A 17,060-nucleotide genomic window follows, 5' to 3' on the forward strand; every position below is an offset into this window, starting at 1 on the left:
GGCAGACAACAACTTGACTCTAACAGCGACGCCGGACGAGCTCTCACCCGTCCGGCGCCCCCTACTACAAAGAGTAACTGTCAGTCCAGCTCGGTGGCGGTGCCACCGGCGGCGGCGATCTTCTCCTTGGCGGAGCCGGAGAACTTGTCGGCGGAAACCTGAACGGCCACACCGATTTCGCCCTCGCCGAGCACCTTCACCAGCTCGTTCTTGCGAACGAGGCCGGCGGCGACCAGCTGGTCCTTGTCGATCGCACCGCCGTCCGGGAACTTCCGGGCGATGTCACCGACGTTCACGACCTGATATTCCGTCCGGAACGGGTTGGTGAAGCCCTTCAGCTTCGGCAGCCGCATGTGGATCGGCATCTGGCCGCCCTCGAAGCGGGCCGGCACGTTCTTGCGGGCCTTCGTGCCCTTGGTACCGCGGCCCGCGGTCTTGCCCTTCGACGCCTCACCGCGACCCACGCGGGTCTTCTCGGTCTTGGCGCCCGGAGCCGGACGCAGGTGATGCAACTTGATGGTCATGCGTTGACCTCCTCAACGGTAACGAGGTGGCGCACGACGTTGATCAGCCCGCGGTTCTGGGCGGTGTCCTCGCGCAGCACGGACTTGCGGATGCCCTTGAGTCCGAGCGTGCGAAGCGACTCGCGCTGATTCTTCTTGGCGCCGATCGTGGACTTGATCTGGGTCACCTTCAGCTGTGCCATGTCAGGCTCCTACTCCCGCCGCGCGCGCACGCAGCATGCCCGCAGGAGCGACGTCCTCGATCGGCAGGCCACGGCGGGCCGCCACCTCTTCGGGACGCTGCAGCTGCTTCAGGGCGGCCACGGTCGCGTGCACGACGTTGATGGCGTTGTCGCTGCCGAGCGACTTGGCCAGGATGTCGTGGATACCGGCGCACTCCAGCACGGCACGCGCCGCACCACCGGCGATCACACCGGTACCCGGCGAGGCCGGGCGCAGCATGACGACACCGGCGGCGGCTTCGCCCTGCACCGGGTGGGTGACGGTGGAGCCGATCATCGGGACGCGGAAGAAGTTCTTGCGAGCCTCCTCGACACCCTTCTGGATGGCCGCGGGCACTTCCTTGGCCTTGCCGTAGCCGACACCGACCATGCCGTTGCCGTCGCCCACGATCACCAGGGCGGTGAAGCTGAAGCGCCGACCACCCTTGACGACCTTGGACACGCGGTTGATCGCGACGACCCGCTCGAGCTGGTTCTTCTCGGCGGCATTGTCGCGGCGGTCACCGCGACGGTCCCGGCCGCCGCCACGTTCCTGGCGGCCGCCCTCGTTGTTCTGTCCGGCGGGTCCGCTTCCGCCGTCACGCCGTTGACGTCCCGGCATCAGACGTTCCTTCCGTTGCGCTTGCTGTTCTCGGTCCTGGGGAAAGGCATCAGAACTTCAACCCGCCTTCCCGAGCGGCGTCCGCCAGGGCGGCGATCCGGCCGTGGTAGTCGTGGCCACCGCGGTCGAACACCACGGTCTCCACGCCGGCGGCCTTGGCGCGGGCGGCGAGCAGCTCGCCGACCTTCTTGCCCTTGGCGGTCTTGTCACCCTCGACAGACCGCACGTCGGCCTCGACCGAGGACGCGGCGGCGACGGTCTTGCCGACCGAGTCGTCCACCAGCTGCGCGTGCAGGTGCCGCGCGGAGCGGAACACCACCAGGCGCGGGGTCGCGGCGTTGCCGACGACCTTCTTGCGCAGACGGAAGTGCCGGCGCGCCTTGGAAACTCGACGACGGGTCGACACGTCCTTGCCGAGCGGCTTGCGCGCGGCTTTCTGAGTATCAGTCTGGGCCATGGCTTACTTACCCGTCTTCCCTTCCTTGCGCCGCACGACCTCGCCCTCGTAGCGAATGCCCTTGCCCTTGTACGGGTCGGGCTTGCGCAGGCGGTGGATGACGGCGGCGATCTGGCCGACCTTCTGCTTGTCGATGCCGGACACCGAGAACTTCGTGGGGGCCTCCACCTTGAAGGTGATGCCCTCGGGCGCCTCGATCGGCACCGGGTGGCTGTAGCCGAGGGCGAACTCCAGGTTCGAACCCTTCTGCTGCACGCGGTAACCGACGCCGAAGATTTCCATCTTCTTCTCGTAGCCCTGCGTGACACCCACGATCATGTTGTTGACCAGGGTGCGGGTCAGACCGTGCAGGGAACGATTCCGGCGCTCGTCGTCCGGACGGATGATCTCGAGTTCGCCGTTCTCGGCGCGGTTGACGGTGATCGGCTCGGCGATCACGTGCGACAGGGTGCCCTTAGGGCCCTTGACCGACACGCTCTGGCCGTCGATTGTCACCTCGACACCGGAGGGAACGGAGACCGGCTTCTTACCGATACGCGACATTGTTCCTACCTCCCTTACCAGACGTAGGCGAGGACTTCGCCGCCCACGCCGTGCTGCTTGGCTTGACGGTCGGTGAGCAGGCCCTGCGACGTGGAGATGATCGCCACGCCGAGGCCGCCCAGCACCTTGGGCAGGTTGGTGGATTTCGCGTACACCCGCAGACCCGGCTTCGAGACGCGACGCACACCCTGCAGGCTGCGCTCCCGGCTCTGGCCGTACTTCAGGTCGACGATCAGGGTCTTGCCGACCGGCGCTTCTTCGGTGCGGAAGTCGGCGATGTAGCCCTCACGCTTCAGGATCTCGGCGATATTCGCCTTGAGCTTGGAGTGCGGAGCCTTCACCTGATCGTGGTACGCCGAGTTGGCGTTGCGCAGACGGGTCAGGAAGTCTGCGATCGGATCAGTCATGGTCATAGGTTGACCGTCACCTTTCTCGCCGCGGTTCCCATGCAGCACCCGCACGCCTCTCGGCGCCCGGATCGTGGGCCTACAGCAATTCGGCTTGGTCCGGCCGGCAGTTCGCCGACCGGATGAAGTGGCACGTCACCCGGGCTCCACACCGCACCACAGGCACAGTTCAGCCCCAGGCAACCGGTTCAGTATAGATGGGGGTGGGTGTGGGGCAGAAATCGGGGGGACATGGGGGTGGTCACACTCCGCCGCCGCGCGATCGACCTTATCGGTACAGGCGCTCGTACACCACGCGCGCCCGATCACGCAGCTGTTCCCCATCGAGCCCACCAGCACGCCGGCGAAGATCCGCATCCGCGACATAGTCGTCCACATCGGCGAACAGACCGTCCAACGCCTCGAACTCCGGACCTGGGGTCTGGCCGCGATCCCGCTTGAATTCCGCCAGATAGGCCGTTTCGAATTGATCGGCGGTCAACTCGCCGGACACGAATTCACGAATCAACGGCTCGTACACCGCCAGCATCCGAGATAGGTCGGCACGACCTTCAGGCATTGATCCCCTTCTCATCGTCCGGCAAGCCGAGCAGTCTCCTGACGTCCGTCAGCCCGGCCCTGGCTTCTTCCGTCATTTTCGCGGGTTCGATGGTCGAGGCGGTCTCGAGCACCGGGTACTCCCCCATGCCTTCGAGCCAGTACAGCTTGTACGCGATGTAGTCGGCGTCCGGGTCTTGTGCACGCCGCCCCAATTCCTTCAGTACCGCCAACAGCCCATCGGCGCCGCCTTGCCGCGTGAGAACCTCGGCCGCAGCGGTTTGCACGGCGATGTCGGGATCGTCCAGCATCTGTTCCAACCTGCCCCGGGCCTTCGCCTTCTCTATCACCCGGCCCAGTAACTCGGTCGCCTCGACCCGCAATGACCACGACTCGTCTTCCGACATCTCCAACGCTTCGGTCGGCGCGGCATCGGAGTCCTCATCGATCACGGAATCTCCTTCAGGTGTTGCGGGCCGGACGTTCTGTCGCGAAAAGTACACGCCCGGGCCGGTTTTGGAACGCGTGTTGCTCGCCGCCCCGTTTAAGGTGTGACGCGAGCGCGGCGTCGTCCCGACCCGCCGGAAGGAGACCTTGTGCGCACCATGATCTCGGCATTCTGTTTATTGGCCGCGGCGACGGCGCTGGCCGGCTGTTCGGGCGACAACTCGTCGGAGAGCAAACCGGCAGCTGTTACCAGCGCGGTGCAGGCGTCGGTGACCGCGGGGCCGGAGTCGAAACCCGGAACGCCGGGAAATCTGAACGTGCATACCTGGACCGGTAACGAACGCTTCCCGGTCCCCGGCGTCGGTGTGCGGTTCACCTCGTGCAGCGGCGATTCGGAGGTGGGGACCGCCACGACCGGCCGGGACGGCAATGCCGGGCAGACCGTGCCCGCCGGGTGCTATCGCGCGACGATCACTTCCGCGCCCTCCGGCTGCCAAGCCGACGAGGCCGCCAGCGAGACGGCGGACGTGAAACTGGAGGAACCCACGACCCTGGAGTTCCTGATCCACTGCGCCTGAGTCGCGCGAAACTTCCCCGGCCGTTCGCCCCGGCAGCGTCGTATCCCGGCCGCCGTCAACGTGATTCGGTGAATAGCAGCCTATGTGTCGCGGCCGAGGTAGGCCATCAGGCGGGTTTGGTCGTCGGAGTCGGTGGGCGCCGGGAGTTCGGGGCCGAAGAAGCCGGGGGCGCGGACTACGTTGGCTCGGGCCCATTCCGCGGCGCGGGTGACGAGATCGGGCGGGAGTTGGACCTCGATTCCGAGTGGATGAGCAATGTCCCAGGCGTGGGTGATCGAATCCGTGAGCAGCAGCGACAGGATGGCCGCGATCGGGATTTCACCCAAGCCCGGCAGGACCGTGGTTCGCGCCAGGGCGTCATCGGTCAGTGCCGCGTCGCAGGCGGCGCGGGCGGTGCGGAAGGTCCGCACCGGGTCGTCGCCGGCCAGCAGGCCCGGGTGCGGTGACCCGGGTGCACCGGTTCGATCGGTGAACTCGTCACCGGTCGCCCACGCACGCATCTGGCGCTGCCCCCAGGTGACGTGTCCCGCAACGTCGCGGACGGTCCACTCCGCGCACGCCGAAGGCGAACCCCATTGATCCGCACCAACTTTCGCCAGCACCGCATCCAACTCGTCCTGCGCTCGCCGATAGGCCCGCAAGGTGTCGTCCATCGCCATCTCCTTCGAATCGAGGGTCGTTGTCATAACGAGGACGAACAGCCACCCACCAACTCGACACCGGAGAGCCAGAAATTCGACACCAGCTCAGGCAGGGAGTCAGTCGCCACTGAACCACAGATAGCCGTACATATCGATCGCTCGCTGAGCGGCATCCCGAAGCGCGGCAATCATCTTCGCGTCAACTTCATTCTTCGGCACCATGCTGGCCAATTCATCCATGAAGAATGTGAGTTGATACGAATTAAACATCGTATCGGCATACTGATGGATACCCCTCAGCATAGACCCGAGCCGGGCCTCCAAAACGTTATCCGTTAGTCACTGCGCGAGCGGCCCCGAGATGGATTCCACCTATTTATGATTCATATTTTGGATTACAACACTAATACTCACTGACACTCCCGAACCCGCTGATACATCTTACGAGAATCCTCATTGGCACGAATTATATTGGGCGACATAGCTGGAAATATGAACGCAACTATCTCACCAACCAGCGCCGAATCTAGTGATTTATATCGCGACTGGGAACTCGGGCTGCCCGACCAATCCGGCCCGCGTCCACAACAGTCCCGACTCGAATAAACCGAAGTAGCTATGTCCGAGCGTTCACCGGCCGTCGGCAACAGCCAGCCGTTCCGGAACGAGATCCGCATACCACGGGATTTGAAGAATACCGATGAGCGTTCAGCGACCCGCTTCCTCAAAGGTTCGACAACCCATCGATCACCGTATTCTACGATCACACAGGAGTCTCAGTCCCCGCTGAACCAGAGATAGCCACGGTGCCGTAGCGCGCTCAGGCACGCCTCGCGCAGGTCCTGGAGCACCTTTTGCTCAGAGTCCGATCCCTGCGGTGCGCCATCGATCTCGTCGATCAAGAGATTCAATTGATACTCATTCAACATCGTATCGGCGTGCGGCATGATGCTTGCCAGCACGGACCGATCCGGAGCCTTCTCACGCAATGAGGTAAGGACTCCTACTGGATCCTCGGTGTAATGGGATATATCGGCATGAACCTGATTTCGCACAGTTATGGATATCGGCATCTACTCTCCTCACGGGACCGGATACATCGAGCGTACAGATCCCCACCTGTCCTGTACGACAATATATCTCGATGTCACTCTTCCTCCTTGCGATGCCGAAGTTGTTCCCACAATGCGGCCAGCATCGATCGTCCGTTCATAATGTCCGTCCTTGTTGGGTCCCATAGCGGGCGCGCTATCTGATGCCTCGACAAGCGCATCCAGATTCTCGCCGGCCTCGAAGAGGCCCTTGCTTTCGTCTACCTGCGCGCCTCCTGCGAAATGCTTACTGCGAACATACTTTTCGCCCTCGGCATCGAGGACAGGCTCAGGGACAGCGGCTCCGCCGTTCGCTGTTGCACCGTCTCCACGGTGGTCGTCACCGTCATCAATGACCACCTTCATCGCGATTATGGTGGCCAGATTGGTGATGGCCTTGTCGAGGTCGATGGTGGGGAGGGCGTTGAAGGCGTCGATGACGCCGATTCCGCCGGCGGCGAGGGCGGTGAGGCCGATGACTCTGGTCATCTGGCTGGCCCGGTAGGTTGCTTGGATTGCGTTGACGGTGGTGAGGACGTCGGCCTCGATGGCGGCTGTCGCGGCTGCGGCGGAGGTGCCCAGGCTGAACAAGGCGAGGGCGCCGCCGACTATGGCGGTGACGGCAATGGTCAGTTCGAGGGTGTTGATGGTTTTGGTGGTCTCGTTGCCGAGGGTGATACTGGCGTCGTGGTAGGCCTTGACGGGCGCGGCCATCGTTCCGCCTGCCAGCGCGACGGTGTCGGCGCTGGTCTTCAGAGTCGCGAAGTGGTCTTGGATCAGCTGCCGGTTCGGGCCTGCGTCCATTCCGTCGAAGAGTGCGGAAATGGCCGCGATACGGCCCGGCGCACCCTTGATCGTCTCGTGGTTGGCGAAGGTGTTCCACACGGAATGTGCCTTGGCGAGCTTGCGGGTATCGCTGTTGGGAAGCTTGCCGAATGAACCGATGACATCGGCGACGAGTTGGTCGAAGAACGCCTTGACGCCTCCGTGGTCGGTGAACCCGACCCCGTTGTTCGCCACCGAAGTGGGAATGGCAACTTTGTATTCGCCGAATTGAGTCACGTTCGGACGTGGCGGCGCGGGGTTGCTCTTGTTCGCGACGGCGTAGTTGTAGCCCATCGCGGCAAGCACTGCACCGTAGTTGTTCAGGGCATTGGCGAGACTGGAGCAGGTCTGCAGAGTTTGCTGGGCGGACTTGTCGTAGGCCTCGCCCCACTGCCTGCAACCGGGTGCGTCGCCGGCCATGCCTGCGCATTCGCCTTTAACCGCGTCGTGCACGGGCTTGTCGGCGCGGCCGAGTTCGTCGGCGAGGTCATGGCATTTCTTGGCGGCGTCGTAGTACGTTTGCCAGTCGACGATCATGCCCGGCCCGATCGCAGTTCGACGTCGATCGAGCGCCCCCCACCCGCGTACATGTGCCGAACTCTATCGACCCTCGTAGGCGTGTGTCCACAGCCGCGCGGACGAAAACCTGCCCCGGACATGCGAATGCGGTGGTCCGTCGATGACGGACCACCGCATTGCGGGGCAGCTACTTACCAGCTGGACTTGTGGACGCCCGGCAGCTCGCCGCGGTGCGCCATTTCGCGCAGGCATACGCGGCACAGGCCGAACTTGCGGTAGACCGCGTGGGGGCGGCCGCAGCGCTGGCAGCGGGTGTAGGCGCGAACGGCGAACTTCGGCTTCGCGTTGGCCTTGTTGATCAGAGCTTTCTTAGCCATGTGCTCAGTTCTCCTTGAACGGGAAGCCGAGGTGCTTGAGCAGGGCGCGGCCCTCCTCGTCATTCGTCGCAGTCGTCACGACGGTGATGTCCATGCCGCGCGGGCGGTCGATCTTGTCCACATCGATCTCGTGGAACATCGACTGCTCGCTCAGGCCGAACGTGTAGTTGCCGTTGCCGTCGAACTGCTTCGGCGACAGGCCGCGGAAGTCGCGGATACGCGGGAGCGCGATGGAGACCAGCCGGTCCAGGAACTCCCACATGCGGTCGCCGCGCAGCGTGACGCGCGCGCCGATCGGCATGCCCTCACGCAGCTTGAACTGCGCGATCGACTTGCGGGCCTTGCGGATCTCCGGCTTCTGACCGGTGATCAGGGCCAGGTCGGCGACCGCGCCGTTGATCAGCTTGGCGTCGCGGGCGGCGTCACCGACACCCATGTTCACGACGACCTTCACCACGCCCGGGATCTGCATCACGTTGGCGTAGTTGAACTCGCTGTTCAGCGCGTCCTTGATTTCCGCGCGGTAGCGCAGCTTCAGCCGAGGCTGGATCTTCTCGGTCGTGGTCATCAGATGTCCTTCCCGTTGCGACGGGAGATACGCACCCGCTTGCCGTTCTCGTCGGTGCGGTAACCCACGCGCGTCGGCTTGCCGTCGGAGTCGACAACCATCACGTTCGAGACGTGGATGGGCGCCTCCTGGGTCACGATGCCGCCCGAGCTGGCGCCGCGCTGGTTCGCGGAGTTCGCGACATGCTTCTTGATCCGGTTCACGCCCTCGACCAGGATCTTGTCCGTCTGCGGGTAGGCCTGGATGACCTTGCCCTTGGCGCCCTTGTCCTTACCCGAGACGACGAGCACGGTGTCGCCCTTGTGCACCTTCATGTCAGAGCACCTCCGGGGCCAGCGAAACGATCTTCATGAAACGCTTGTCACGCAGCTCGCGGCCGACGGGGCCGAAGATGCGGGTGCCGCGCGGATCGTTGTCCGGCTTGATCAGCACCGCGGCGTTCTCGTCGAAGCGGATGTACGAACCATCCGGACGGCGACGCTCCTTGGTGGTGCGCACGACGACAGCCTTGACGACCTCGCCCTTCTTGACGTTGCCGCCGGGGATGGCGTCCTTCACGGTGGCGACGATGATGTCGCCGATACCGGCATAGCGACGCGACGACCCGCCGAGCACTCGGATGCACAGGATTTCCTTGGCACCCGTGTTGTCGGCGACGCGCAGTCGCGACTCTTGCTGAATCACTTCAGCTCCTCCTAGACCTGGACGATATGCACGCCGGATTACCGACCCGACGGGCATGGCCGGTTGCCCTCCACACGCGCGCCTGCCAGCAGTTTCTCGATCTGGATGAGCCACCACTGTGGGTTCGCGGCCGGAGCGCGGGCACAGTCGTCCCGCAGGCAACCCGACCAGTGTAACGAAGCCGCAGGTCCTCCCCAAAACCGGCCCGGCGAAGAGCATGCCGGGCAGGTGGGAAGGACCTCCCAAGAGGATATGCAGCGTGGGTTCAGCGTTTCCTCAGCCCGCTCCGCTAACGTCGCCCGGGCTACGTCCGAGCAAGCGCACGATATCCGTGGAGGAGACCGAGTGACCGCGCCCGAGCGTCCCAACGCCCTCGCCCGCCGTACCTTCCTGACCGCGCTGGGGCTCGTGCCCGCTGCCGCGGTGCTGGCCTCCTGCAACTCCGATTCCGCGGCCGCCAAACCGCTGACCGGCCCGGATCTGTCCGGCGTGGATCCGGCGATCCGCCCGCAGGACGACCTGTTCCGGCACATCAACGGGAAGTGGCTGCGCGAGTACCAGCTGCCGCCGGACAAGACTTCGTTCGGCACCTTCGACGAGGTGCGCGACCGGGTGGAGGGCGAACTGCGGGAGATCATCGAGGGCATCCGCGACCCGCGGCCGGGCAGTGCGGACCAGCAGATCCGCGACCTCTACGACGCCCACATGAACCAGGACGAGATCGAGCGGCTGGGCATATCCCCGCTGCAGGACCTGTTCGGGCAGATCGACGGCGCTGCCGACAAGACCGCGCTGGCGAGGGTGATGGGCGCGCTGCCGGGCGTGGGGCTGATCGGCCTGAGCGTGGGCGCGGATCCGGTGAACTCCAACGCCTACCTGCCCATGGTCAGCCAGGCCGGTCTCGGGCTGGGCGAGCAGTACTACCGCAGGCCGGAGCACGCCCAGAAGTTCGCCGCCTACCGCGGCTACATGGATCGCCTCGCCACCGGCGCGGGCTTCCCGGAACCGGCGGCCATGGCACAGCGCGTGGTCGATCTGGAGACCCGGATCGCTGCCGGCTTCTGGGACAACGTCCGCACCCGCGACGCCGCGGCTACCTACAACCTGCGCACCTGGCCCGAATTGGTCGCGCTCGCACCGGGTTTCGCGTGGGACGCGTGGCTGGCCGGCAATACCGACCGGCCCCGGGAGCTGTTCGCCAGCCTCGTCGTCGCCGAGCCGTCGTTCGTCACCGAGGCCGGAAAGCTCTGGGAGCAGGTCGATCTCGCCACCTGGCGCGACTATCTGAAGCTGGCGCTGGTGCGCGAGTACGCGCCGTATCTGAAGAAGGACATCTCCGACGCCAATTTCGACTTCTTCGGCAAGACCATGCACGGCCTGCAGCAGCGGCCGGAGCGGTGGCGCTCGGCGGTGGAACTGGTCAACGAGAACCTCGGCGAGCAGCTCGGAAAGCTCTACGTGGCAAAGTATTTCCCGCCCGAGGCGAAGGACCGCGCCAACCAGATGGTGGCCGATCTGATGGCCGCGTATCGGGAGAACTTCCACAATTCCGGCTGGATGTCGCCCGCCACCCGGGAGGCCGCCCTCGCGAAACTCGGCAAGATCGACGCCAAGATCGGCTATCCCGACAAGTGGCAGGACTTCTCGAAGCTCGCCATCACGCGCGGCAAGCTGGTCGAATCGCTGCGCGCGGTCACCACGTTCGAGGCCGCCCGGATGTTCGGCAAGCTCGGCACTCCCGTCGACAAGTCCGAGTGGGCGATGCCGCCGCAAACGGTCAACGCCTACTACAACCCGAGCGGCAACGAGATCGTCTTCCCAGCCGCGTTCCTGCAGCCTCCGTTCTTCGACAAGGACGCCCTCCCGGCGGTCAACTTCGGTGCGGGCGGCGCGGTGATCGGCCACGAGATCGGGCACGGCTTCGACGACCAGGGCTCCAAGTACGACGGCGACGGCAACCTGAAGGACTGGTGGACGCCGCAGGACAAGGCGGCCTTCGACGCCAAGACGAAACAGCTGATCGCGCAGTACAACGCGCTCGTGCCGGCGGGCCTGCCGCCGGATCAGCACGTCAACGGCGAACTCACGGTCGGCGAGAACCTGGCCGATCTGCGCGGCCTGGAGATCTCGCTGGCCGCCTACCGGATCGCCCAGCGCCGCGACGGTATCGACAACCCCGACTACCACCAGATGTTCGAATCCTGGGGCCGCACCTGGCGCGGCAAGCAGACTCCGGAGTCCACCGAGAGCCAGCTCGCGTCCGACCCGCACTCCCCCTCCGAGTTCCGGTGCAACCAGGTCGTCCGCAACCTGGCCGAGTTCTACGCCACCTACGGCGTCACCGACAGCGACAAGCTGTATCTGCCCGAGGATCAACGCGTCACGCTGTAGCCGGAACGTTGGCCCGCCCTCGACGCATCGGTCCCGGTAGCCTCATTCCAGCAAGTCGGCTACGAGCACGGGGGCGAGACCCCGGGGAGTGGGGTTTCTGGTGACATCGTCGGGTCCGGTGCGCCTGCAGCGTCGCGCATTTCTGATCGCCCTGGGGCTTGCGCCCGCGGCCGCCGCGCTGGCGAGTTGCTCGAACGACGCGGCGCCGAAACAGCTCAACGGGCCGGATCTGTCCGGTGTCGACGAGGCGGTGCGTCCGCAGGACGATCTGTACCGGTACGTCAACGGAAAGTGGCTGCGCGAGTACCAGCTGCCGCCGGACAAGTCCGGATACAGCTCGGGCACGGAGGCTTTCGAGCGCACCCAGAAACAACTGCGCGAAATCATCGACGGCATCAAGGATCCGGAGCCGGGTACCGAGGCCCAGCACATCCGAGACCTCTACGACGCGCGGGTCGATCTCGACGCGGTGGAGCGGCTGGGCATGACCCCGCTCCAGGACCTGTTCGACCGGATCGACCGCGCCGCAACCAAACCCGACCTCGCACGCGTGATGGGCGAGCTGCCCCTGGCCGGGCTGGTCGGGCTGGGCGTGAGCGTCGACCGGAAGAAGACCGACAGTTACGTGGCCTCGGTCGTCCAGTCCGGGATCGGCCTCGGCGAGGAGTACTACCGCAAGCCGGAGCACGCCGAGATCCGCGCCGCCTACCGCACTTATCTGGAGCAGATCGCCACGGGCGCCGGGCTTTCCGATCCGGTCGGCACGGCGCAGCGGATGTTCGACCTGGAGACCCGGATCGCCTCGAACCACTGGAGCAACGTCCGGGTCCGGGACGCCAACGCCACCTACAACCGGATGACGTGGGCCCAATTGACCGACCTCGGAAAGGGTTTCGACTTCGATCCCTGGCTGGCGGGGAACACCGACCGGCCCCGGGACCTGTTCGGTGAGGTGGTGGTGGGCCAGCCGTCCTACATCACCGCAGCGGGCGGGATCTGGGTGGAGACGGATATCGCGATCTGGCGGGAGTATCTGAAGCTCAGTCTGATTCGCGATTTCGCCAAGTATCTGCCGAAGGCGATCAACGATGCCAACTTCCACTTCTTCGGCACGGTGATGGCCGGACAGAAGGAGCGGCCGGAGGGCTGGAAGTACGGGGTCGCCACGGTCGACGAGAAACTCGGCGAGCAGCTCGGCAAACTCTATGTGGCCAAGTACTTCCCGCCGGAGGCGAAGGACGAGGTCAAGAAGATGGTCGCCGATCTGATGGCGGCCTACCGCGAGGACTTCCGCAACTCCGCCTGGATGACGCCCGCCACCCGCGACGCGGCGCTGGTGAAACTCGACAAGATGACCGTCAAGCTCGGCTACCCGGACAAGTGGACCGACTACTCCAAGCTGCGGATCACGCGGGGCAAACTGCTCGAATCCGTGCGTGCCATAGCGATTTTCGAAGCCACGCGGATGTTCGACTATCTCGGCAAGCCGGTCGACAAGTCCGAGTGGAACAGCACGCCGCAGACCGTCAACGCCTTCTACTCCCCGCCCAACAACGAGATCGCCTTCCCCGCCGCCTACCTGCAGCCGCCGTTCTTCGACAAGGACGCCCAGCTCGCCATCAATTTCGGCGCGGTCGGCTCCACCATCGGCCACGAGATCGGCCACGGCTTCGACGACCAGGGTTCCAAATACGACGCCGACGGCAACCTGCGCAACTGGTGGAGCGGGGCGGATCGGGCGGCGTTCGACGCCAAGTCGAAACAGCTGGTGGAGCAGTTCAACGCGCTGGTTCCCGAGGGCCTCGCACCGGAGCAGCATGTCGACGGCGAGCTGACCCTCGGCGAAAACCTCGCCGACCTGCGCGGCCTGCAGATCGCCCTGGCGGCCTACCGGATCGCGGCGCGGCGCGAGGGCGTCGAGCCCGACTTCCGCGCCATGTTCCTGTCCTGGGCGCGCAGCTGGCGCGGCAAGATGACCAAGGAACTCACCGCCGAACTACTCACCGATCCGCACTCGCCCAACGAATTCCGCTGCAATCAGGTGGTTCGCAACCTGCAAGAGTTCTACGACACCTTCGGGGTGCGGGAGGGTGACAAGTTGTTCCTGCCGCCGGAGCAGCGGGTGACGTTGTAGGCGCGACACTCACTTCCCCGTTCGCGGATATACTGCGGGTCCAGCGGGATTTATACACACGGGAGGCCGCTCGGTTATGCGTAGTTCGTTTTTCGGCAATCTGGACCAGGGACAGCTTCCCGGGCATTTCGCTCTACAGAACTCCAAGATGCTGCGGGTGCAGGTCAATGGGGACGTGCTCGCCAAGCAGGGGTCCATGGTGGCGTTCCAGGGACAGATGGACTTCGACTACGAAGGCGCCGGCGGGATAGGGAAGTTCATCAAGAAGGCCGTCACGGGCGAGGGCGTGCAGTTGATGCGGGTGAAGGGGCAGGGCGTGTTGTTCCTGGCCGATGATGCCGCCGATGTGCAGCTGTTCTTCCTGGAGAACGAGGGCATCACCGTCAACGGCGCCAACGTGCTGGCCTACGACCCGAGCCTGACCTCGAATATTCAGCGGGTGCAGGGTGCGGGCATCGCCGCGGGCGGGCTGTTCAACACCACCCTGCAGGGCACCGGCTGGGTGGCCGTCACCACGCACGGCGCGCCGGTGATGCTGGACGCGAGCCGCGCCCCCACCTTCGCCGACGGCCAGTCCGCCGTCGCCTGGAGCACCAGCCTGCAGGTCGGCGTCAACCGCACTTTCAAGGCCGGCGCCCTCATCGGTCGCGGCAGCGGCGAAGCCATGCAACTGGCCTTCCGCGGCCAGGGCTTCGTCCTGGTCCAGGCCAGCGAGGGCCCCACGGTCCCCCCGCACATCCACTGAACCTCACCGCACGAGTTCCTCGAACGAGACCTCGCCGAGGACAACGTGTTCCAGCCGCAGCAATCCGTCACGGTGCAGCCTGTGTAGCCGGTACTCGCGGGCGTACGCGTCGAGGCGGAACTCCAACACCTCGTCGACTCGATATTTCTCGTTGAGCATCACGACGAGATAGAGCGGGATGCCGACACGGGCGTATTGCGCCTTCTTATCGAGCAGATCCTCTGCGGCCGTCGAGGGCGAGGACACTTCCACGACGATCAGCGCGTCGGGCGACTCCGGCTTATTGCCCGGTTCATCCAGACATCGGTAGACGATCACATCCGGTCGGCGGAAAGTGAACTTCGGAACACGCCACAGCACCAGGTCGATGTCGGTATCGACCCGGATACATGTCTCCGTGCTGGGAAACTGCTCCAGGGCGTTGGCCAAGCGGCGAGCCACCCGATTGTGCTCGGGCGTGGGTGATTCGCACACGATCACATGACCGTGCACGACCTCGATCTCGCGGGCGACGTCCTCGGGCAGTTGCCGATACTGCTCCTCGGTCATTTCGTGCGGAAGCGAATCCACCGGCTGGATCGTCATGCTCGAAGACTACCGAGAAGGGTGATATGACCGAGCTTGGCACCCGGCTCAGTGCGTGATCAGCCGCCAATCGTCGGGCAGGTTCGATGCCGAGATGTGGTCGCCGTCCACGGCCAGGTCGATGACCGAGCCGCCCAGCCGCAGGTCGGTGAGTTCGACGCGGCCCCACCGGGCGGGTAGGTGCGGGAGCACGGTCAGTGTGCGGTGCGGGACGTCCGGCTCGAGGCCGAGGAACGCGCGCACCAGCAGCAGTGGCGCGGCGCTCGCCCATGCCTGCGGGGAGCACGACGTCGGGTACGGCACGGGGACCGAGAACCGGGAACGCGGGAAACCACAGAACAATTCGGGCAGTCTGCCGCCGAATGCCGCGGCGGCGTCCAGCAACCCGTCGGCGAGCCGGGTGGCCAGTTCGATCGCGCCCGGGATGTGGCGGTAGCGCAGCAGCCCGGCCACCGCGATCGCCGTGTCGTGCGGCCACACCGAACCATTATGGTAACTCATCGGATTGAACGCGCCCATGTTCGAAGCCAGTGTGCGCAAGCCGAATCCGGAATCCATCTCCGGCGACGACAGCCGCTGGATGAGCTGGGCGGCCTGCTCGTCGGTGGCGATGCCCGACCACAGGCAGTGCCCGACATTGCTGGTGAGCGCGTCGACACGACGCTTGCGGCCATCCAAAGCGACGGCGTACCAACCCTTTTCGGGCAGCCAGAACGCCTCACCGAATTTGGTGCGCAACTGGGCGGCGTGCTCGCGCATCCGGGCGGCGACGGCCTGATCGCCGAATTCCTCGGCCAGCTCCGCACGCGCCAGGTAGGCCGCGTACACGTAGCTCTGCACTTCACACAGCGCGATCGGGGTCTCGGCGAGATGCCCGGCGGCGTCGTTGATGCCGTCGAAACTGTCCTTCCAGCCCTGGTTGGACAGGCCGCGGTCCGTGGCGCGCTGATATTCCACGAAACCGTCGCCGTCGCGGTCGCCGAAATGGGTGATCCAGTCCAGCGCGGCGTCGGCGGCCGGCAACAACGCCTGCACGGTGTCCGGCGATGCTCCCCAGCGCCGCGCCTCGGCCAGCAGCATCACGAAAAGCGGTGTGGCGTCCACAGTTCCGTAGTACGTCTCGCCGCCGAGCGCGAGCCCGCCGGAGGGTCCGCGCCGGATCTCGTGCATGATCCGGCCCGGCTCCTCCTCGGTGAGCGCGTCGACCCGCTGGCCCTGCATCTCGGCCAGTTGCTGCATGGTGCCCAGGGCCAGACCGACATCCAGCGGCAGCGCCATCCACGCGGTGAGCAGGCTGTCGCGCCCGAACAGGGTCATGAACCAGGGCGCCCCGGCGGCGACGAAGGTGCGGCCCTCGCGGGTCTCGTCGTGGATCTGCAATGCGCCCAGATCGCTTTCGGTGCGCTGCAATACCGCGGTGAGCAGCGGATCACCGGTGGTGAGTTTGGTCGCGGTGTCGCGCCAGGCCTCGATCTTGCGGCCGGGTTCGCTGGTCTCGTAGTGCTCGCCGGGCCGCAGCGGCAGCGGCACGCGCTGGTTGGCCATGGTCGGCTGGGCGAGAATCTCGGTCTGCCAGCGCCCGCCGGCGGGCACCACCACCCGCCACGACAGCGAGCCGGGCAGCACGGCGGGCGGTTCCGACGACGAGATCGCCAGCCCGCGAGAGCGATCCGAGCGATCGTTGAGCAGCAGTTCGTTGTCGGTGACCATGACCTCGGCCCGCCCGTGCCCGTCGCGGCCCTCCTTCACCGCGAACAGGTCGACGAAATCGGCGTCGGCGCACAGCTCCAGGGTGACCGCGGTGGGTTCGCGGCCCAGGTTCTCCAGCGTGATCGTCTCGCGCAGCCCGTCGGCGACCAGTCGTTCCCGCACCACGAGCAGGCTGCTGTCGGCGGCGCCGGACCGGGGCGGTCGCCGCGCGATGAACCGCGCGGTGAACGCCTCGGGACTCAGCACCGACAGCGGTTCCGGGCGCTGGCCGTCCACCCGCAGCTCCCACCGCGACACCACCCGCGCGTCGCGATAGAACAGGCCCTGCGCGGTACCGGGTTCGACATCACCGGCGCGATCCGACAGGCAGAAGGTACTGCCCTCGACCAGCGTGACAGCGCCGCCCAGCAGCGCGGGCTCGCCGGAATTCAACGGAGCGGGACCGGTCATGCGGGATCACCCGCCACCTGGACCC

At 65.5% G+C, this 17,060-nt stretch carries 22 protein-coding genes; 4 read left to right on the forward strand and 18 right to left on the reverse strand.

The window, feature by feature from the left end:
- Positions 1-80: 80 nt before the first annotated feature.
- The 8 genes from rplO to ACFMRZ_RS17995 form a co-directional block, all read right to left on the reverse strand.
- Positions 81-524, reverse strand: a complete 444-nt coding sequence (gene rplO / locus ACFMRZ_RS17960) for a 50S ribosomal protein L15 (protein WP_280276098.1) — start codon at positions 522-524, stop codon at positions 81-83.
- Entirely contained in the window at positions 521-706 is a 186-nt protein-coding gene (gene rpmD, locus ACFMRZ_RS17965; RefSeq protein ID WP_195098295.1) for a 50S ribosomal protein L30, read from the reverse strand. Before rpmD ends, rplO begins: the two co-directional genes overlap by 4 nt.
- 1 nt (position 707) lies before the next feature.
- Positions 708-1,346 (reverse strand): 30S ribosomal protein S5, encoded by a 639-nt coding sequence (gene rpsE / locus ACFMRZ_RS17970; protein WP_280276097.1) that lies wholly within the window; start codon positions 1,344-1,346, stop codon positions 708-710.
- 49 nt (positions 1,347-1,395) lie between these two features.
- Positions 1,396-1,803, reverse strand: coding sequence for a 50S ribosomal protein L18 (rplR, locus tag ACFMRZ_RS17975; RefSeq protein ID WP_280366298.1), 408 nt, complete (start codon positions 1,801-1,803; stop codon positions 1,396-1,398).
- A gap of 3 nt (positions 1,804-1,806) precedes the next feature.
- Positions 1,807-2,346, reverse strand: coding sequence for a 50S ribosomal protein L6 (rplF, locus tag ACFMRZ_RS17980; RefSeq protein WP_280366300.1), 540 nt, complete (start codon positions 2,344-2,346; stop codon positions 1,807-1,809).
- A 14-nt stretch (positions 2,347-2,360) separates the two neighbouring features.
- A complete protein-coding gene (gene rpsH / locus ACFMRZ_RS17985) occupies positions 2,361-2,759 on the reverse strand; it encodes a 30S ribosomal protein S8 (RefSeq protein WP_280276094.1) in 399 nt (132 codons plus the stop codon).
- A gap of 262 nt (positions 2,760-3,021) precedes the next feature.
- Positions 3,022-3,282: a colicin immunity domain-containing protein gene (locus ACFMRZ_RS17990; RefSeq protein WP_400180064.1), complete on the reverse strand. Its 261-nt coding sequence runs from the start codon at positions 3,280-3,282 to the stop codon at positions 3,022-3,024.
- A gap of 22 nt (positions 3,283-3,304) precedes the next feature.
- Positions 3,305-3,742 carry a HEAT repeat domain-containing protein gene (locus ACFMRZ_RS17995; protein WP_400180065.1) on the reverse strand — a complete coding sequence of 146 codons (438 nt, stop codon included), beginning with the start codon at positions 3,740-3,742 and terminating at the stop codon, positions 3,305-3,307.
- Between the two features lie 144 nt (positions 3,743-3,886).
- On the opposite strand from ACFMRZ_RS17995, the gene ACFMRZ_RS18000 reads away from it, so the two are divergent.
- Positions 3,887-4,315: a hypothetical protein gene (locus ACFMRZ_RS18000; RefSeq protein WP_280276091.1), complete on the forward strand. Its 429-nt coding sequence runs from the start codon at positions 3,887-3,889 to the stop codon at positions 4,313-4,315.
- An 80-nt stretch (positions 4,316-4,395) separates the two neighbouring features.
- Here ACFMRZ_RS18000 and ACFMRZ_RS18005 read toward each other — a convergent pair whose 3' ends face one another.
- The 8 genes from ACFMRZ_RS18005 to rplN form a co-directional block, all read right to left on the reverse strand.
- Entirely contained in the window at positions 4,396-4,968 is a 573-nt protein-coding gene (locus ACFMRZ_RS18005; RefSeq protein ID WP_400180066.1) for a TIGR03086 family metal-binding protein, read from the reverse strand.
- Between the two features lie 105 nt (positions 4,969-5,073).
- Complete coding sequence (locus tag ACFMRZ_RS18010; protein WP_400180067.1) at positions 5,074-5,280, reverse strand: hypothetical protein; 207 nt, start codon at positions 5,278-5,280, stop codon at positions 5,074-5,076.
- 452 nt (positions 5,281-5,732) lie between these two features.
- Positions 5,733-6,029, reverse strand: coding sequence for a hypothetical protein (locus ACFMRZ_RS18015; RefSeq protein ID WP_400180068.1), 297 nt, complete (start codon positions 6,027-6,029; stop codon positions 5,733-5,735).
- Between the two features lie 9 nt (positions 6,030-6,038).
- Positions 6,039-7,409, reverse strand: coding sequence for a hypothetical protein (locus ACFMRZ_RS18020; protein WP_400180069.1), 1,371 nt, complete (start codon positions 7,407-7,409; stop codon positions 6,039-6,041).
- Positions 7,410-7,582: 173 nt separating this feature from the next.
- A complete protein-coding gene (locus ACFMRZ_RS18025) occupies positions 7,583-7,768 on the reverse strand; it encodes a type Z 30S ribosomal protein S14 (RefSeq protein WP_029923637.1) in 186 nt (61 codons plus the stop codon).
- A gap of 4 nt (positions 7,769-7,772) precedes the next feature.
- Entirely contained in the window at positions 7,773-8,336 is a 564-nt protein-coding gene (gene rplE, locus ACFMRZ_RS18030; RefSeq protein WP_187686705.1) for a 50S ribosomal protein L5, read from the reverse strand.
- A complete protein-coding gene (gene rplX, locus ACFMRZ_RS18035; RefSeq protein WP_280367116.1) occupies positions 8,336-8,650 on the reverse strand; it encodes a 50S ribosomal protein L24 in 315 nt (104 codons plus the stop codon). Before rplX ends, rplE begins: the two co-directional genes overlap by 1 nt.
- A gap of 1 nt (position 8,651) precedes the next feature.
- Positions 8,652-9,020, reverse strand: coding sequence for a 50S ribosomal protein L14 (gene rplN, locus ACFMRZ_RS18040; RefSeq protein ID WP_216897454.1), 369 nt, complete (start codon positions 9,018-9,020; stop codon positions 8,652-8,654).
- 345 nt (positions 9,021-9,365) lie between these two features.
- On the opposite strand from rplN, the gene ACFMRZ_RS18045 reads away from it, so the two are divergent.
- From ACFMRZ_RS18045 to ACFMRZ_RS18055, 3 genes are all read left to right on the forward strand, one after another.
- Positions 9,366-11,411, forward strand: a complete 2,046-nt coding sequence (locus ACFMRZ_RS18045) for a M13 family metallopeptidase (RefSeq protein WP_400180070.1) — start codon at positions 9,366-9,368, stop codon at positions 11,409-11,411.
- A gap of 100 nt (positions 11,412-11,511) precedes the next feature.
- Entirely contained in the window at positions 11,512-13,545 is a 2,034-nt protein-coding gene (locus tag ACFMRZ_RS18050) for a M13 family metallopeptidase (protein ID WP_400180071.1), read from the forward strand.
- A gap of 76 nt (positions 13,546-13,621) precedes the next feature.
- Positions 13,622-14,290 (forward strand): AIM24 family protein, encoded by a 669-nt coding sequence (locus tag ACFMRZ_RS18055; protein ID WP_280274357.1) that lies wholly within the window; start codon positions 13,622-13,624, stop codon positions 14,288-14,290.
- Between the two features lie 3 nt (positions 14,291-14,293).
- Here the strand turns inward: ACFMRZ_RS18055 and ACFMRZ_RS18060 are convergent, their stop codons facing one another.
- Positions 14,294-14,875, reverse strand: coding sequence for a Uma2 family endonuclease (locus ACFMRZ_RS18060; protein ID WP_400180072.1), 582 nt, complete (start codon positions 14,873-14,875; stop codon positions 14,294-14,296).
- A gap of 48 nt (positions 14,876-14,923) precedes the next feature.
- Positions 14,924-17,035 carry a glycogen debranching N-terminal domain-containing protein gene (locus tag ACFMRZ_RS18065; protein WP_400180073.1) on the reverse strand — a complete coding sequence of 704 codons (2,112 nt, stop codon included), beginning with the start codon at positions 17,033-17,035 and terminating at the stop codon, positions 14,924-14,926.
- Positions 17,036-17,060 lie beyond the last annotated feature (25 nt).

Source organism: Nocardia sp. N2S4-5 (assembly GCF_044628355.1).
GTDB lineage: Bacteria > Actinomycetota > Actinomycetes > Mycobacteriales > Mycobacteriaceae > Nocardia > Nocardia wallacei_B.

What these genes read in the sequence shown, in the direction of transcription:
- ACFMRZ_RS18065 (WP_400180073.1), bottom strand. Translation starts at nt 17,035, where the DNA reads ATGACCGGTCCCGCTCCGTTGAATTCCGGCGAGCCCGCGCTGCTGGGC.
- ACFMRZ_RS18055 (WP_280274357.1), top strand. Translation starts at nt 13,622, where the DNA reads ATGCGTAGTTCGTTTTTCGGCAATCTGGACCAGGGACAGCTTCCCGGG.
- ACFMRZ_RS18015 (WP_400180068.1), bottom strand. Translation starts at nt 6,029, where the DNA reads ATGCCGATATCCATAACTGTGCGAAATCAGGTTCATGCCGATATATCC.
- rpsH (WP_280276094.1), bottom strand. Translation starts at nt 2,759, where the DNA reads ATGACCATGACTGATCCGATCGCAGACTTCCTGACCCGTCTGCGCAAC.
- rplX (WP_280367116.1), bottom strand. Translation starts at nt 8,650, where the DNA reads ATGAAGGTGCACAAGGGCGACACCGTGCTCGTCGTCTCGGGTAAGGAC.
- ACFMRZ_RS18025 (WP_029923637.1), bottom strand. Translation starts at nt 7,768, where the DNA reads ATGGCTAAGAAAGCTCTGATCAACAAGGCCAACGCGAAGCCGAAGTTC.
- ACFMRZ_RS17990 (WP_400180064.1), bottom strand. Translation starts at nt 3,282, where the DNA reads ATGCTGGCGGTGTACGAGCCGTTGATTCGTGAATTCGTGTCCGGCGAG.
- rplE (WP_187686705.1), bottom strand. Translation starts at nt 8,336, where the DNA reads ATGACCACGACCGAGAAGATCCAGCCTCGGCTGAAGCTGCGCTACCGC.
- rplF (WP_280366300.1), bottom strand. Translation starts at nt 2,346, where the DNA reads ATGTCGCGTATCGGTAAGAAGCCGGTCTCCGTTCCCTCCGGTGTCGAG.
- rplO (WP_280276098.1), bottom strand. Translation starts at nt 524, where the DNA reads ATGACCATCAAGTTGCATCACCTGCGTCCGGCTCCGGGCGCCAAGACC.
- ACFMRZ_RS18020 (WP_400180069.1), bottom strand. Translation starts at nt 7,409, where the DNA reads ATGATCGTCGACTGGCAAACGTACTACGACGCCGCCAAGAAATGCCAT.
- ACFMRZ_RS18060 (WP_400180072.1), bottom strand. Translation starts at nt 14,875, where the DNA reads ATGACGATCCAGCCGGTGGATTCGCTTCCGCACGAAATGACCGAGGAG.
- ACFMRZ_RS18005 (WP_400180066.1), bottom strand. Translation starts at nt 4,968, where the DNA reads ATGGACGACACCTTGCGGGCCTATCGGCGAGCGCAGGACGAGTTGGAT.
- rpmD (WP_195098295.1), bottom strand. Translation starts at nt 706, where the DNA reads ATGGCACAGCTGAAGGTGACCCAGATCAAGTCCACGATCGGCGCCAAG.
- rpsE (WP_280276097.1), bottom strand. Translation starts at nt 1,346, where the DNA reads ATGCCGGGACGTCAACGGCGTGACGGCGGAAGCGGACCCGCCGGACAG.
- rplR (WP_280366298.1), bottom strand. Translation starts at nt 1,803, where the DNA reads ATGGCCCAGACTGATACTCAGAAAGCCGCGCGCAAGCCGCTCGGCAAG.